This is a genomic window from Pseudomonas sp. yb_9 (assembly GCF_043103635.1).
GTDB lineage: Bacteria > Pseudomonadota > Gammaproteobacteria > Pseudomonadales > Pseudomonadaceae > Aquipseudomonas > Aquipseudomonas monteilii.
The window spans coordinates 56,716-71,430 of the sequence record NZ_JBICKA010000051.1 but is presented as its reverse complement, the minus strand read 5'-3'; the positions used below and the strand labels follow the sequence as shown (position 1 = coordinate 71,430).

General features: G+C 56.1%; 16 protein-coding genes. 7 read left to right on the top strand and 9 right to left on the bottom strand.

Annotated elements, in window-relative coordinates; translation table 11 throughout:
• The first annotated feature begins 161 nt into the window (after window positions 1-161).
• Together ACF8MI_RS14610 and ACF8MI_RS14605 are read left to right on the top strand one after the other, a co-directional pair.
• Window positions 162-1,244, top strand: coding sequence for a type I restriction endonuclease (locus ACF8MI_RS14610; RefSeq protein ID WP_392517579.1), 1,083 nt, complete (start codon window positions 162-164; stop codon window positions 1,242-1,244).
• 141 nt (window positions 1,245-1,385) lie between these two features.
• Window positions 1,386-1,778: a hypothetical protein gene (locus ACF8MI_RS14605; RefSeq protein ID WP_392517578.1), complete on the top strand. Its 393-nt coding sequence runs from the start codon at window positions 1,386-1,388 to the stop codon at window positions 1,776-1,778.
• A gap of 866 nt (window positions 1,779-2,644) precedes the next feature.
• Here ACF8MI_RS14605 and ACF8MI_RS14600 read toward each other — a convergent pair.
• From ACF8MI_RS14600 to ACF8MI_RS14590, 3 genes are all read right to left on the bottom strand, one after another.
• Window positions 2,645-3,256: a recombinase family protein gene (locus ACF8MI_RS14600; protein WP_392517577.1), complete on the bottom strand. Its 612-nt coding sequence runs from the start codon at window positions 3,254-3,256 to the stop codon at window positions 2,645-2,647.
• Window positions 3,257-3,405: 149 nt separating this feature from the next.
• Window positions 3,406-3,612, bottom strand: coding sequence for a hypothetical protein (locus ACF8MI_RS14595; protein WP_200928668.1), 207 nt, complete (start codon window positions 3,610-3,612; stop codon window positions 3,406-3,408).
• Window positions 3,613-3,930: 318 nt separating this feature from the next.
• The gene (locus tag ACF8MI_RS14590) at window positions 3,931-4,182 is read right to left on the bottom strand and encodes a helix-turn-helix domain-containing protein (protein ID WP_200928667.1); all 252 of its coding nucleotides are present in this window, start codon (window positions 4,180-4,182) and stop codon (window positions 3,931-3,933) included.
• A gap of 114 nt (window positions 4,183-4,296) precedes the next feature.
• Here ACF8MI_RS14590 and ACF8MI_RS14585 point away from each other — a divergent pair, with 114 nt between their 5' ends.
• Window positions 4,297-4,605, top strand: a complete 309-nt coding sequence (locus tag ACF8MI_RS14585) for a hypothetical protein (protein ID WP_200928666.1) — start codon at window positions 4,297-4,299, stop codon at window positions 4,603-4,605.
• Between the two features lie 446 nt (window positions 4,606-5,051).
• Here ACF8MI_RS14585 and ACF8MI_RS14580 read toward each other — a convergent pair whose 3' ends face one another.
• The 3 genes from ACF8MI_RS14580 to ACF8MI_RS14570 all read right to left on the bottom strand — a co-directional run bounded on the left by ACF8MI_RS14580 (window position 5,052) and on the right by ACF8MI_RS14570 (window position 8,116).
• Window positions 5,052-5,771 carry a hypothetical protein gene (locus ACF8MI_RS14580; RefSeq protein ID WP_200928665.1) on the bottom strand — a complete coding sequence of 240 codons (720 nt, stop codon included), beginning with the start codon at window positions 5,769-5,771 and terminating at the stop codon, window positions 5,052-5,054.
• Between the two features lie 372 nt (window positions 5,772-6,143).
• Window positions 6,144-7,436, bottom strand: coding sequence for a site-specific integrase (locus ACF8MI_RS14575; RefSeq protein ID WP_200928664.1), 1,293 nt, complete (start codon window positions 7,434-7,436; stop codon window positions 6,144-6,146).
• Window positions 7,437-7,696: 260 nt separating this feature from the next.
• Window positions 7,697-8,116 carry a helix-turn-helix domain-containing protein gene (locus ACF8MI_RS14570; RefSeq protein ID WP_060499650.1) on the bottom strand — a complete coding sequence of 140 codons (420 nt, stop codon included), beginning with the start codon at window positions 8,114-8,116 and terminating at the stop codon, window positions 7,697-7,699.
• Window positions 8,117-8,198: 82 nt separating this feature from the next.
• Between ACF8MI_RS14570 and ACF8MI_RS14565 the strand changes: the two genes are divergently transcribed.
• The gene (locus ACF8MI_RS14565) at window positions 8,199-8,687 is read left to right on the top strand and encodes a DUF2938 domain-containing protein (protein WP_104834253.1); all 489 of its coding nucleotides are present in this window, start codon (window positions 8,199-8,201) and stop codon (window positions 8,685-8,687) included.
• A gap of 430 nt (window positions 8,688-9,117) precedes the next feature.
• Here ACF8MI_RS14565 and ACF8MI_RS14560 read toward each other — a convergent pair whose 3' ends face one another.
• Entirely contained in the window at window positions 9,118-9,882 is a 765-nt protein-coding gene (locus tag ACF8MI_RS14560; protein ID WP_082426413.1) for an ABC transporter substrate-binding protein, read from the bottom strand.
• A gap of 124 nt (window positions 9,883-10,006) precedes the next feature.
• On the opposite strand from ACF8MI_RS14560, the gene dnaX reads away from it, so the two are divergent.
• The 3 genes from dnaX to recR all read left to right on the top strand — a co-directional run bounded on the left by dnaX (window position 10,007) and on the right by recR (window position 13,217).
• Window positions 10,007-12,070 (top strand): DNA polymerase III subunit gamma/tau, encoded by a 2,064-nt coding sequence (gene dnaX / locus ACF8MI_RS14555; RefSeq protein WP_156867831.1) that lies wholly within the window; start codon window positions 10,007-10,009, stop codon window positions 12,068-12,070.
• Window positions 12,071-12,134: 64 nt separating this feature from the next.
• The gene (locus ACF8MI_RS14550) at window positions 12,135-12,470 is read left to right on the top strand and encodes a YbaB/EbfC family nucleoid-associated protein (protein WP_003254305.1); all 336 of its coding nucleotides are present in this window, start codon (window positions 12,135-12,137) and stop codon (window positions 12,468-12,470) included.
• Between the two features lie 144 nt (window positions 12,471-12,614).
• Window positions 12,615-13,217, top strand: coding sequence for a recombination mediator RecR (gene recR / locus ACF8MI_RS14545; RefSeq protein WP_027609459.1), 603 nt, complete (start codon window positions 12,615-12,617; stop codon window positions 13,215-13,217).
• A gap of 41 nt (window positions 13,218-13,258) precedes the next feature.
• Here the strand turns inward: recR and ACF8MI_RS14540 are convergent, their stop codons facing one another.
• On the bottom strand, window positions 13,259-13,807 hold the full coding sequence (locus ACF8MI_RS14540) for an adenine phosphoribosyltransferase (RefSeq protein WP_016711710.1): 549 nt from the start codon (window positions 13,805-13,807) through the stop codon (window positions 13,259-13,261).
• Between the two features lie 55 nt (window positions 13,808-13,862).
• Window positions 13,863-14,597 (bottom strand): Crp/Fnr family transcriptional regulator FnrA, encoded by a 735-nt coding sequence (gene fnrA / locus ACF8MI_RS14535; protein ID WP_016711709.1) that lies wholly within the window; start codon window positions 14,595-14,597, stop codon window positions 13,863-13,865.
• Between the last annotated feature and the right edge of the window lie 118 nt (window positions 14,598-14,715).

Genomic DNA, 14,715 nt, shown 5'->3' with positions numbered 1-14,715 from the left:
TCCTTCGACTCTGTCTCCAAGATTCTCTGTGCTTCGCCTAGGCACCGTATTGAACTGTCTTAACGCACCTGTTGATCTTCAGCGTCTAGCTTGCAGTGATTTGTAATTGCCATTGCGGTATCGGTGCTACTAGGATGTGGCATCTGAGCAAGGAGCGAGACATGGAATTCGTAGACCGACTGAATGCGTTATCCGCCAAAATCCGTCAGCAGGGACCAGCAATCGAAACGGAGGAGGCGACCAAGATCGCCTTCGTCATGCCCTTCATCAATTCCGTCTTAGGTTACGATGTCTTCGACCCATCTGAGGTTACGCCAGAGTACGTTTGCGACATTGGGACGAAGAAGGGCGAGAAAATTGACTACGCAATCAGGAAAAGTGGAGAAATCCAAATTCTGATCGAGTGCAAGAAGATTGGAGAGCCGCTGAATATCAATCATGCCAGTCAGCTTTTCAGGTATTTCCATGTCACCAATGCTCGGATTTCAATCCTGACCAATGGGCGGGTCTACAAGTTCTTCACTGACCTTGATGCACCGAACAAGATGGATGAAAAGCCATTTTTAGAGCTTGATCTGCTCGATCTCGATGAACATGTGCTTCCTGAACTTCAGAAGCTTACTAAGTCGGCCTTTGACGTCGATTCGATTATCAGTGCTGCTGGCGAATTGAAGTATGTAAGCCAGATCAAGAAGGAAATGGCAGCTCAGTTCAGTCAGCCTAGTGATGATTTCGTCAAGTTCTTCGCTGCTCGTGTTTATGACGGGATCATTACGCAAAAGGTTCGGGAGCAGTTTACTACGTTGACCCGGAAAGCTGCTGCTCAGTTTCTCGGGGATCAGGTGAATGATCGTTTAAAGTCTGCTATGAGCGGTGCTGTTGAGCCATCCTATGCAATGGTAGCAGTACAAGTAGATGCGGTAAGTGATAGCCCCGAAGAGCCTGCGGAAGATCGCGTGCAGACGACACTTGACGAGTTGGAGGGCTTTCATATCGTCAAGGCTATTGTAAGAGCAGTGGTTGATGCGAAGCGAATTGTTCATCGAGACACGCAAAGTTACTTCGGTATCCTGCTTGATGACAATAATCGTAAACCGATTTGCCGACTCCATTTCAATCGGAGTCAGAAGTACCTCGGTCTTTTCGATGGTGAGAAGAACGAGACTCGACATCCCATTCAGTCGCTTGATGATATCTATGCATTCGCAGAGCAGCTGAAAGGAACTGTCTCGTATTACCAGTGATCAATAGATTTGCCCGTGCGCTCACACAGAATGATTCCTCGGTTGGGGGCGTCAGTGTGGGCTTTTGGTTGGGCTGAAAGACTTAAGATTTAAAGTGATGTTAGTGAAATTTGGTGCCATGAAAGCATGAAGGAGTGGCTGGTGGAAAAGGTAATGTTGGCAGGTTCTATCGCATTGTTACTAGTTGGGTGCTCAGGGGGAACTGCCAATTGTAACGATAGCACAGTAAAACAGACGGCAATTTCAATTATAGAGTCTAATATTCAGAAGGCTCTGTGGGGGAAGGATCTTTACGACAAAGGCTTGGTTTCCAATTCGGAGATTTCAAGCGTGAAAACCACGTCTAATGACAAGGATCTTGACACCTATACATGTGCTGCGAATTTCGCATTTGACTTCAAGGGGAATCCTCAAAGTATCGCTGTGACGTACGAGTTATCCTACCTTGAGGATCAAGGGGATACTGAGGTTAGTGTTTATGGTGTTGATGCTGTAAAAACTAAGATGATGGCGCTTGCAATGTTCGGGCGGTAGTGCTTTTGGTATTAGGGTCGCATTGGCGGCGGCTTTAAGTTGCGGCTTCCTAACTTTCGGATGAGGCTCTAACAAAAGCTAGTGCGGCGTGCTAACAAGTTTAATGTGGTTGGGGTTGGCGAAATCCTACCCCTTGCCTAGAACTCTACCAAAAATGCCATGGCCAGAAGAAACTCCTTTATGACAGCAGCACGTTCTTGATCGCTGTAACGCTTCGCCTGTTTGGCGGTGGAGAATTCGCGAGCCATGTTTATGGCGTCTCCAACGGGTTGGCTAATCAGAAAATCAAATTAAACAGCACGACAATCATCACCGCGTCCAACGCAGCAATGGCTATGAAGAATGCGTCTAGGAATGGTGTAGGACTACCCATATCCACTGCACATCCGAGAACTCAATGGTCATCCACAAGAAAAGGATCGCAGCTAAGATCGCGGCTGATCCATAATAAAACTCATTCCTGTCTATGGTCGGGAGCATCATTTCCATTGACTCCGTTTCGATTGGTTAACGCGAGTGAAGCTTCCCAAGCTTAGCACCATATCCGACTTTGGTATTACATCCGCTAATCAAAATCCTGATCGAAACTCATGATTTCTGCTTTAGCTGCAGTTAACAATCATTCGTATAGCTGGTTTCAGTAGAGCTACTTCTGGTGCAAATTCATTTCCCGCCCCAAAATTTTTGGAGCACTTGGACATTAACTTGACTACTTGATCAGGAAATTAATGCTGGCGGTCTTGCCTGAGGTGCTAAGCCAAGTGCGAGTGAGCCAATAGGAAACGTTCTTGATTATAAAATAAGTTGGGGTGGTGAAGTGTTAGCCCCTGATCTGAGTGGCAGGGGCGTGGCTGGTGTCAGAGGTGTTACGCTGCCTTCACTCGTTGCACCGTAGATACTGCACATCCCACAATCTCAGCGGTCTTGCGGATGCTCTTTCCTGCATCGAGGCATTCTTTGATGCGGTTATGAAGGGCTAGATCGGTCTTGCGGCCCTTGTAAACCTCTCTGGCCTTGGCGTTCTCAATACCCTCAGCCTGACGGCGGCGACGGTCTTCATAGTCTTTACGTGCAACCACAGCGAGCATATCGAGCAGCATCCCGTTGACAGCGTTGATCATGCCTTTGGTGAAGTCGTCTTGACCTTGGGCGGGCTTCAATGCGGCATGGCTGGTGGCCAAGTCGAGAGATACAACGGTGACCTTCTTCGCTGCGATGATGGTTTTCAGGCTTGCCCAGTCATCAGGAGAAAGGCGAGAAAGTCTATCCACCTGTTCGATCAGCAGTACGTCTCCGTCATGACTGTCATCCAGCAAGCGAAACAGTTCAGGGCGGTGGAGCTTGGTCCCTGACTCGTTTTCGGTATAGAAGGCGGCGATCTTGTGACCGTTATCAGCAGCGAACTGAACCAGAGCACCTTTGGCACGGTTGGCGTCTTGGGTGTCGGTCGAAGCTCGAAGGTATGCACGGATGAACATGTTGACTGATGCCTTGTACCGTTTTGGTTGTGCCGATTTTATCTGTGCTCGTTAGGGTTGTCTATCGGTTTATTCGGTACACCCTTGTGGTGCCGTTTGCCTGTACTCGCTGACCTATACCCAAATCGGCTCGGTGAGTCGGTGCAGAATCAGTCTCGGCGAAGAATCTCCCACAGCACCTCTTTGCCAGCAGACGTAAGTGATGCATCGACGATTACGCCTTCTTCGTTACGGTTGCCTGACACTAAGCCTCTTCCGAGCAGCATTCCAAACGTCGAGGCTTTTTCCCCGGTGATTTCTGTTCGGCCTTCGTGTATTGCAATTAGTAATCGTTCTTCTGATACGAACATACGCATTGCGGCTCCTTCCTGTGAAAATGGATGATTTGATGACGTTCAGGTTACCAGCTTGCTGGACCTTAAAAGTATGCCTGTGGCTCAAGATCGCAGAGCGTCGATCCCTGATGCGATTGCTTCGGCATTGGTGTCGAGGGTGTGCATGATGCTCAATACATTGTCGTGCACGTTCGTTGATCCGCGTTGCTTGATCCAGAGAGACAGCTCCTCAAGGCCAGCACGTAGGGCAGTCTGGTTGAGGTGCAGTAGCTCCAGCGTATCAGCGGTGTTTGAACTGCGGTCATCGATGATGAGTTGTCCTGTGTAGGTTGGTTTGGCTTACTGGCTTGTCGTGATCGCGTTCTCAAGCTCTTGCACCAGCTCTGGGAGGCTGATTCCCAGCACCTTACATAAGTCTCGGAGCTGCACAATGTCTAGCCTACGTGTCCCGTTCTCCACATCACTCATAAAGGACTGAGGGCGATTCAGAGCCTTTGAGCAATCCACTTGGGTTAAGCCAGCTGCTTTTCTGTACTTCCTGAGCAAGTTCAAGAGGGCGGTGTGTTCAGGTCGATAGATCGTTTTGGTCATGGTCGATAGCTAGGTGAGCGTAGCCATCCAACCTATATCCGGTTTTCAGATATCTGAATTTGGGATAAATTTCACCTTGGCCTTGATCTTGGCTATCAGAATATGGAGATGACCGTGAACGAAAAACTGTTCGTATTGACCAGTCGCAAGAAGAAGACAAACCACATCCTGCACCTGATCCTTACCGTTCTGACTGGAGGGCTATGGTTGATCGTGTGGGGCATCACAATGCGAAGCAACGAGGGTCAGAACAAGAAGATCGATAGGGAAATCGACCAGATCATGCACTACAAGTCTGAGGGCTTGAGCGATGCTGCCACGCACCAGCAGATCAAGACAGACAAGCTGAATGCTGATGTGCTTCAAGGAAGGGTGATTTTCGTTGTGTTGGTGGTAGTGTTCCTATACTTCTACCTACGGTAGATGCTGCGCACCTTCAGCGGAGCGTCAAAGCAAATTCATTGATCAGCTGGGCGTTTGTACCGAAAGCGGCAAGCTTTCAGCTGATTGCACTGTATAGACCGTAGGTCAGGATCGTGGACACCTAACGGTGTAGAGGGAGTGAAACAACCAACACCCCCCAAACCTACTAATCCGTACTTTTTACAGCTTACGCTGTTCCTGTGCACAACCAGAAAAAAAGCGTAGCTTTTAATCTTGGGGCAATTGTTAATTGTTGCCCCTTGTAAACCGGCAGGTTTGAGTAAAATCTGAATTGGGCTGTAACCTGTACCGTAAGCGTTAGCTTACTTTGTTGGAGTTGTTGTTGATTGACAACTTCCTAGCCCTACCGTGTGTACGATCCGATCCTAACGGATTATTTTCCGACGTTAATTCGCTTCTCTCTCTCTTATCCGAGCGTAATTAAATCACGCCAGTCCTTGCATCAGTCCGGTGTTGTCTTGGTGATACGACTTGGAAAAGTCCACTTCGAACTGGAGTTGCTGATGCACTATAGGATTTCGTTCAAGGTAGAACTCCATCCCGTCGATGGCGAAACGGGCACACTGGCAGACTCTCCGTGCTTGTTGGTCGCTCATCGTGCGTAAACCCTCAAGGCGAATCAGGCTCTTTACGATCTCGGTGCTGATCTCATCAAGCATACAAGCCCGCAGTACATGGGAGGGACTTACGTTCATTTTCCCATTGCTGTCCTTGCCTACTGTCATGCAGGCGCCATGAACGTAATCGTCAATCCAGCTATGGCGTTCAGCATGGGCCACCTTGAGATGGCTAGCGTATGGATTGGGTGTTACTTTGGGCTTAGGTCCACGTTTACTGCGTTGTGCATCAAGGTCGACAACGCCATTCGGCAGGCGCTCCGGTTCTCCCTCGATAATGATCGTAGGTGGAGCAGGGTCAAGCTCATAGCTCGGTTGTATCGCTCGTGTCTTGCCAATCTGAGGTTGTTCGTAATCGTACGGAGTCGGGACGAGGTCGTGATTGGTGTAGCTGGCCAACACCTCACCAGTGGTCTTGTCGACGACGAAACTGTCAACGTTAGTGGTGCGGAGGTTGGTCAGGGCGGGACGAATGTCGATAGCTGGTGTGGCGTCGGGAAATAGTTTATTGCGGGCGAGCGTGGTCATCGTTTATCTCCTTGTGTCAGTTCAGTGCGATAGGCAGTACCTCTCGGGTTGTGCCGGTTTGGTTTGGTAAATCGCAGACAAGAAGAAGCCTCCTTGCAAGGCACCAGTTTTCATGGTGGTCGCGTGGAGGCTTCCAAATTTATGTCTACCTACTGGGTAGGTGGCGGATTATACACGCCTTGCGACGAACGGTCAAGGTGTGGCTTGACAAGCCATATTTCACCAAAAACCGGTATTCTTGGTGAGGAACGCGCTTCGCTTAGTCCAAACCATCCCCTCGCCCCGTAAACATTGGGTTTGGCGTGATAGGCGGCTGGATATCGTCGCACTTAAGGCAGGGTTTAGCCGAAGTTTTTGGTGGGTTATTCGAGGTTAATTGATGTGCTTCATGGCCTCGACCATGGCCTTGATTGGCGTCCTGCTGCCGTAGATGCCGAAGGTTACGGAGCTGTCTTCATGACCCACCATCCGCTTGATCAGTGAGTCCTGCACGCCAGCATCACGCAGGTCATCGATGAAGGTGTGGCGGAAGCTGTGGAAGGTTTTGCGTGGGTCTGTGATACCCAGTTTCGCCTTATAGCGGCCAAACCATTTCGATGGGGCATGGCCCAGTTTCCCTCGCACGGCTTCCAGTTCGGGGAACAGGCGATCAGCCCCATCTGTCCTCACCGATTCAGCGTACTGCAACAATCCCAGCTCAACCAGTGAAGGGTGCAGGGGAAGTACTCGGCGGCTGCTGGCATTCTTAAGGTTTTGGCCTTCACGGCTGTCATCGATGCGGATGCACTGGACGCCCTGTTGCTCAATGAAGTCATCAACTCGCAGTTGGCACAGTTCTTCCAATCGTGCCCCAGTGGTTCGCCCAAGGAGTGGCAGCCAGTAACGCCAAGGGTGCTTGCGGGCTTCCTTTCGCAGTGACTCACGGTTCAGCAGGGCATCTAGGTCGTGTCGTTCAAAAGATAGCCGGGCTTCCTTCGCTGATCCTGTCATCACTTTCATGCCCGTCAGTGGGTTGTCTGTGACGTACCCATTCGTTTTGCACCAGTTCAGGAAGGCAGTGAGCTTGCGTAGCCGATTGTTCACTGTGACAGCGGTAATGGTCTTGTAAGAACTTCCTGAGTCAACCACCTGCCTCAGTGTCTTTCCCTTGAACTCTGGTCGCAAGCTGAAGTATTGCGGGCAGAGGCTAAGCCGCTCTTTCAGCAGGCGTGCTTGGTGCCCGTCGAACGCGTCAGCTGGCATATCACCTAGCAGCTCGAAAAGGTCAGCCAAAGCTCGCTCGACTTCATCGGTGCTGACTTGTCGCCATGTACCTCCGCGTTTTCCTTCTTCTATATACAGTTTGGAGAGTGCGGCGAGGGTAGGGCTGTCGCTACTCCGTTTCGCTGAAGCCGCCGCAGTGGTCCGTGGAGTGGTTTGGATAGTGGGCGTGGGTGTTGAGTCCCGCCACTGCGAACACAACGCACGAAGCGTCTGAAGGTCTGTAAGAGGGTGCTCGCTAAGGTGGTGATGCAGCCGCTGCACCAGTGATGTGGCAATGAATAATGCGCTCTGGCGATGCCGTATGTTCAGACTCAAACGCAAAGTGGTACACCTCGGAAAGAGGTGCTTTGGTAGCTTGAGATTGAGGTAGTAGAGCGCCCCGCGCTTGATGATGTAGGCCATGGGTGTGACACCAAAGTGTTACAGCAAAGTGTGACAGTGCTGGCTACACCCCAAGATTTGAGCACCCATGCTGGGTGTGCGTAACGATAGAACTCTTGTTGCCTCATCAGCCTGAAACCCTTGCCCCATAAGGCCCGCATTGATTCCCGAGCATGCTTGCTTGCGATCTGGTCAGGCCCGGAAGGGAGCAGCCATAGCGGGAACATCGAGTGCCGGGGTGTGGCTGGTGGGGCCGCCTCCATTTTCGGGGTCAGAAAGCCTTAAGCTGCGGCGAACGCCTTCTTACTTGCCTGCTTATCGCTCAGTTCCCCTGCCGCAGACAGCTTCATCAGCCTTTGGAATTTCGGGCATGCCAAATGATCCTCTTCCGGGCATTGTGCTGCGTGCCGCAAGCCCTTGCTCATCGCCTGTAATCGCTTGATTCGCGCATCCAGCTCGTCCGCCTTGGCCATCAGCATCTGCCGGTTCACTTGCAGGTCCACCAGCATCACGCCCACTTCATCTAGCGAAAACCCCGCAGCCTGCCCCAGCGCGATCAGCGCCAGCTTGTCCGCCACATCAGCTGCAAACTGCCGCCGCTGGCCGCGCCCGGCGAGTGACTTGAGCAAACCTTTCTTCTCGTAGTAACGCAGTGTCGAGGCGGGTACGCCTGTGCGTTTGGCGACGTCGGCAATGTCCATTGAAGGCCCTTGACTTGAAGTTGACTTCAACTTCTATGCTGCGCGTCATGGTGATGACCGTCAATCTTCGAGGGCTTGTTCTATGACGATTACTGCGATGTTTTCTGCTGCCTTGCCGATTGGCATTGGTGCCACGGTGGTCATGGACCTGTGGGGGCTACTGCTGCGGCGCTTGGGTGTTGCCACGCTGAATTTCGCCATGGTCGGGCGTTGGGCGGGGCATTTGCTGAACGGTCGTGTACTGCATCAGGCGATTGCCAAAGCCGAACCCGTGCGAAATGAGTTGGCGTGGGGATGGGTGATCCATTACGCCATCGGTGTGCTGTTCGCAATGCTGCTGGTTGTGATCGTAGGGGAGGGCTGGTTGCTGTCGCCTACTTTGTTACCGGCAGCAGTTGTTGGCGTGGGTACGGTCGTGGCACCGTTGTGCTTCATGCAGCCGGCGATGGGCGCGGGGTTCTTTGCGTCTAGGACGCCGAAGCCTGCGCGTAACTGCCTGAAGAGCTTGGCTACGCATTTTGTGTTTGGCGTGGGGTTGTACTTGAGTGCAGGTTTGCTGGCTTTGGTGTGATGGCAGGGAGCTCGATCAGAGTGAGCGCACAATCAGCTACTGCCTGGGGGCAGGCGGATGCTGTCGCTTTGGCAGTTGAGCGGCGGTGGGGTTATAGGTGCTGAGCGTTGGCATGTGATTGCGTGATGGCTGCGGGGTGTTTGGCTTGGGTTGTTTGGCGCCTGTGAGATCGAGCGCCGCCCGCGCGGCGCATCGCGAGCTGCGCTCGCTCCTACGTTTGTTCCCAGCCAGTAACGCCTGTGGCACGTGCGCGCGACCGCCTGGTTTGTACGACATGATATCGCGCCATGCGCCAAGGCGTTCGCGCGCAAATCCCATAGGAAAAATTGGCCCGAAACAAACGTAGGAGCTCGCGATGCGCCGCGTGGGCGGCGCTCGGTCTCACAGGCAATAAAAAACCATCGGCGTACACCCGTCAGCCCTCCCCAGATCAAGGTTGAGCCACTGAATCCCCTGAAAGCCCTGCTCCCCCATACCGCTGCACAATCCGCTCGATCTCCCCCGACTGCTTCATCCTCACCAGCGCCCGCAGCAGCCCTTGGGTCGGTAACCCCGGATCGCTACGCACCATGCACCCCAGATCCTGTTCCTCCAGCACCGCCAGCACCTGCAACTGCTGATCAGCCGGCAACCCTTGGTTAAACCACTGCAACGACAGCTGGTTACTGACCGCATGCCGATAGCGCCCAGCCTGTAACTTCTGCAGCACCAGCAATTGGCTGCGGCTGTCTTCACGGCGCAACTGGCCCTGATCCAGCAGCGGTTGCAGGGTCGAGTAGGTGTAGCCCAGCACCGTGCCAATAGCTTGGGGCGGCAGTTGTTCCGGGGGCATGGGGCTGCTGTCGCCCACACGGCCTACCAGTACGTCACGCTGGTGTATCAGCGGGATACTCCAGACAAAATCCCCGGGGCGGTCATTGAACCACTGGGTGCTGACATAGCAGCGTACATCGATATCGCCGTTGTTCATGGCCTCCTGCAGGCGAAGGCGGGCCATGACGTGATACTGGGGGCGTACGCCCACTTCCCTGGCCAGCGCTTGTATCAGGTCATACACCAGGCCTTCCACCGGCTGGTCGCCTTCGATGCGGACCAGCGGCATGCTCCAGCTCTCTGCAACGGAGAAGCGCAGCACGGGCTGTTCAGCCAGGCTGTGCATGGGCCAGAGCAGCAGTAGGGCCAGCAAACTTCGCAAAGGCGTATCCTCCCTGAACAACGCACCTGCCTCAAAGCTTAGACGATTCGCGTAGGGTGCAATTTTGCCCCCGCTCCGCTAGCATTAGCGCTCTTCCGCTCTATCAGGCAACGATGGTTTTTCGATGAGTTATCAGGTTCTTGCACGTAAATGGCGTCCGCGCTCGTTCCGCGAAATGGTCGGCCAGGCCCATGTGCTCAAGGCCTTGATCAATGCCTTGGACAACCAGCGCCTGCACCACGCCTACCTGTTCACCGGTACCCGCGGTGTGGGCAAGACGACCATCGCCCGTATCATCGCCAAGTGCCTTAACTGCGAAACCGGCATCACCTCCACGCCGTGCGGCACCTGTTCGGTGTGCCGGGAGATCGACGAAGGCCGTTTCGTCGACCTGATCGAAATCGACGCCGCCAGCCGTACCAAGGTCGAAGACACCCGCGAACTGCTCGACAACGTGCAGTACGCCCCGAGCCGTGGGCGTTTCAAGGTCTACCTGATCGACGAAGTGCACATGCTCTCGACGCACTCCTTCAATGCCTTGCTCAAGACGCTGGAAGAGCCGCCGCCCTACGTCAAGTTCATCCTCGCCACCACCGACCCGCAGAAACTGCCGGCCACCATCCTGTCGCGCTGCCTGCAGTTCTCGCTGAAGAACATGAGCCCGGAGCGTGTGGTGGAGCACCTCAGCCACGTACTGGCTGCCGAAAACGTGCCGTTCGAACCGGATGCCCTGTGGCTGCTGGGCCGCGCGGCCGATGGTTCGATGCGTGACGCCATGAGCCTGACCGACCAGGCCATCGCCTTTGGCGAAGGCAAAGTGCTGGCCGCTGATGTGCGGGCGATGCTTGGCAGCCTGGATCATGGTCAGGTCTATGGCGTGCTGCAGGCCTTGCTGGAAGGTGATGCCCGGGCCTTGCTAGAGGCCGTGCGCAACCTCGCCGAACAGGGCCCGGACTGGGCCGGCGTGCTGGCTGAAATGCTCAATGTGCTGCACCGCGTGGCCATTGCCCAGGCGCTGCCCGAGGCCGTGGACAACGGCCAGGGCGATCGCGAGCGGGTGCTGGCGCTGGCTCAGGCGCTGCCGGCCGAAGACGTGCAGTTCTATTACCAGATGGGCCTGATCGGCCGCCGAGACCTGCCGTTGGCCCCGGACCCGCGTGGCGGCTTCGAAATGGTGCTGCTGCGCATGCTGGCGTTCCGCCCGGCCGATACCGACGACGCACCGAAACCGGTGCTAAAGCCAGTGGGGATCAGCCAGGCCACAGCTGATTCTGCAAAACCAGTGGCAGCGCCTGTAGTTGCCGTGGCGCCGCCAACGGTTGTGGTAGAACCTGCTGCGCCACCCGTTCAGGCCCCCGCGCCAGTCGAGCCGCCGCCTCAGCCTGCGGCCGAACCTGCTGCGGCCGTTGAGCCTGAGCCTGTTCCTGTGGTTGAGCCCGAACCCGAGTCCGAGCCAGCGGTAGAGGTGATCGACCTGCCATGGGAAGAGCCCGCAGCACCGCCGGCAGCGGTGGTGGCGCAACCTGAGCCAGTGCCCGCACCTGCGCCCGCAGTTCCAATCCAGCAGGCCGCCCCGGCCCATGATGATGAACCGCCTTTCGACCCGTCCGCCTACTCCGCCGTAGGCATGGACCGGGACGATGAGCCTCCCCTGGACGAAGACTATTACGGCGGTGAAAGTGACCCGGTCGGTTTCAGTTACCTGGACGAACTGGCCGAGCACATCCAGGAGGAAGCGCCCAAGCCGGTAGCCCAGCCGCTGCCAGCGGCCAAGCCGGCCACCGGCCTGGCCCTGCAATGGCTCGAATTATTCCCGCAGTTGCCTGTGTCCGGGATGACAGGCAACATCGCGGCAAACTGTACGCTGATCAGTGCAGAAGGCGACGACTGGCTGCTGCACCTGGATCCAGGTCAAGGCGCGCTGTTCAACACTACCCAGCAGCGACGCCTGAACGAAGCGCTCAACCAGCACCTGGGGCGCACGCTGAACCTGCGCATCGAGCTGATCCTGCCCGAGCAGGAGACTCCGGCCCAGGCCGCCGCGCGCAAGCGCGCCGAACGCCAGCAGGACGCGGTCACCTCGATCGAGCAGGATCCGTTGATCCAGCAGATGATCAAGTTGTTCGGTGCCAAGGTGCGGCAGGATACTATTGAGCCTGTAGAGGCCCTGGCCAATCAGGGCCAGTAACGGATAACCATGCGGCCGGCCCTGCGCCGGGCCGCATCACATGACCCAATCGAGGTATACCCCCATGATGAAAGGTGGCATGGCCGGCCTGATGAAGCAGGCCCAGCAGATGCAGGAAAAGATGCAGAAGATGCAGGAAGAGCTGGCCAACGCTGAAGTCACCGGCCAGTCCGGTGGTGGCCTGGTGAGCGTGGTGATGACCGGTCGTCACGACGTCAAGCGTGTCAGCATCGACCAGAGCCTGATGTCGACCGACGAGGACGACAAAGAAGTGCTGGAAGACCTGATCGCCGCCGCGCTGAACGACGCGGTGCGCAAGGTTGAGCAGAGCAGCCAGGAAAAGATGGGCGGCATGACGGCTGGCATGCAACTGCCGCCGGGCTTCAAGATGCCGTTCTAAGGGCATTGCGATACCGAAAACCGCCGCTGAATCCAGCGGCGGTTTTTTTTTGCAAAGATTTCAGCCAGGGCGCGGTCTACTGATTTGACGCCACTGCCCCCGCTGGGTATAAACCGCCTCTTATTGAATTGTCAGGCCTTTCTCATGAGCTTCAGCCCCCTCATCCGCCAACTGATCGACGGCCTGCGTATTCTGCCCGGTGTCGGCCAGAAAACCGCCCAGCGCATGGCCCTGCAACTGCTCGAGCGCGACCGCAGTGGCGGGCTGCGCCTGGCCCAAGCGTTGACCCAGGCCATGGAAGGTGTTGGCCATTGCCGTCAGTGCCGTACCCTGACCGAGCAGGAGCTGTGCCCGCAATGCGCCGACACGCGCCGTGATGACACCCAGCTGTGCGTGGTCGAGGGGCCGACCGATGTGTATGCCGTGGAGCAGACCGGCTACCGTGGCCGTTACTTCGTGCTCAAGGGCCACCTGTCGCCGCTGGACGGCCTGGGGCCGGAGGCGATTGGCATTCCGCAACTGATGGCGCGTATCGAGGAACAGGGCACCTTTACCGAGGTGATCCTGGCGACCAACCCGACGGTGGAAGGGGAGGCGACAGCGCATTACATTGCGCAGTTGCTGGCTGAGAAGGGGTTGGTGGCTTCGCGGATTGCCCATGGCGTGCCGCTGGGTGGCGAGCTGGAGATGGTGGATGGCGGGACATTGGCCCATGCCTTTGCGGGGCGGCGGCCGATTTCGCTCTGATTTGAAATTGCCGGGGCTGCAAAGCAGCCCCGGAAGCCAACTCAGTATTCGCTGAGGGAAAACTCGGTCAGGCAGAAGGTAGGCACCCCAGCCGCCTGCAACCGGCGCGACCCGTCCAGCTCTGGCAAGTCAATGATCGCCGCCGCCTCGAACACCTGCGCCCCGGTACGACGTACCAGGTTGGCCGCCGCCAGCAGCGTTCCGCCCGTGGCAATCAGGTCATCGAAGATCAACACCGAATCACCTTCGCACAGGCTGTCGGCGTGCACTTCCAGGAAGGCCTCGCCGTACTCAGTCTGGTAGCCCTCGCTCAGCACGTCAGCCGGCAGTTTGCCTTGCTTGCGGAACAGGATCAGCGGCTTGTTCAGCTGGTGGGCGATGATCGAACCAATCAGAAAGCCCCGCGCATCCATGGCACCAATGTGGCTGAACTCGGCCTCGACATAGCGCTCGATGAACTGGTCGGCCACATAGCGCAGCCCGCGCGGCGACTGGAACAGCGGGGTAATGTCGCGGAAGATCACGCCTGGCTTGGGGAAGTCCACTACCGGGCGGATGAGGGCTTTGAGGTCGAAGGTGTCGCTGTGCATTGTTGCGGGCATCCTGGGAAAACGAATGCCCAAGTATACCCGCTAAACGCTGGCCTCAGGCCTCGATTGCACCACCGGCCAGCGCACACAGCTGGATCGGGTCGAGAATGTGCACTTCCTTGCCTTCGGCGCGGATCAGGCCATTCTGCTGGAACCGGGTGAACACCCGCGAAACGGTTTCCACCGCCAGGCCCAGATAATTACCAATTTCGTTGCGCGACATGCTCAGGCGGAACTGGTTGGCCGAATAGCCGCGGGCGCGGAAGCGTGCCGACAGGTTGACCAGGAAGGTGGCAATGCGCTCGTCGGCGGTTTTTTTCGACAGCAGCAGCATCATTTGCTGGTCGTCGCGGATTTCCCGGCTCATCACCCGCATCAGCTGGCGGCGTAGCTGCGGCAGCTGTACCGACAGCTCGTCGAGGCGCTCGAAGGGAATCTCGCACACGGAAGTGGTTTCCTGAGCCTGCGCCGATACCGGGTAGGCCTCGGTGTCCATGCCCGACAGCCCGACCAGCTCGCTGGGCAGGTGGAAGCCGGTAATCTGCTCTTCGCCGCTGTCGCTGAGGCTGAAGGTTTTCAGGGCGCCGGAACGTACCGCGTAGACCGAGCCGAAATTGTCACCCTGGCGGAACAGGAACTCGCCTTTTTTCAGCGGGCGGCCGCGTTTGACGATTTCATCCAGTGCATCCATGTCTTCCAGGTTCAGCGAAAGAGGCAGGCACAGGGGGGCCAGGCTGCAGTCCTTGCAGTGGGCCTGGTTGTGTGGGCGCAGTTTGACTGGCTCGGACATTTGAATCGATCCTTGTGGGAAAGCACACATAAGTCGTAAGGGTAACCTACGACACAGGGTGTAGGCCAGTGTGCGCGTTTTTGGTGCGCACTGGCGAAACCCCGGCAGGTGCCCTGCC